Genomic DNA, 294 nt, shown 5'->3' on the forward strand with positions numbered 1-294 from the left:
TGTAACTGCATCAAGTTGACCTTTGTTCACCGCTTGATCCGCTGTCGTTGCATCTGCAACGTTGCTGATGTTGCTGTTCGCTGCATCTATGCCTGTAGTGGTAACACTTGGTCCGCCTGTGATGACTAAACCATTAGTATCTAGCTTGCTGTTGCCTGTGGTCACGCTGTCAAGGTCAAGGTCTCGGTTCAAGCTGTATTGAATCGTATTGCCTGTCTTGTTGACCGCGAGGTTGCTTTCGCCTACCGCTGTACCAATGTCTACGGTATCACCCGCTTTGATTGCACCGCTGTC

Annotated in this window: 1 pseudogene; it reads right to left on the minus strand. The window is 50.0% G+C overall.

The annotated features are described in order from the left end of the window. Positions 1-294: pseudogene (locus tag MMP72_RS15820) on the minus strand (hemagglutinin); the annotation flags it as partial.

The organism is Acinetobacter sp. NIPH 2699 (assembly GCF_022549355.1).
Classification (GTDB): Bacteria; Pseudomonadota; Gammaproteobacteria; order Pseudomonadales; family Moraxellaceae; genus Acinetobacter.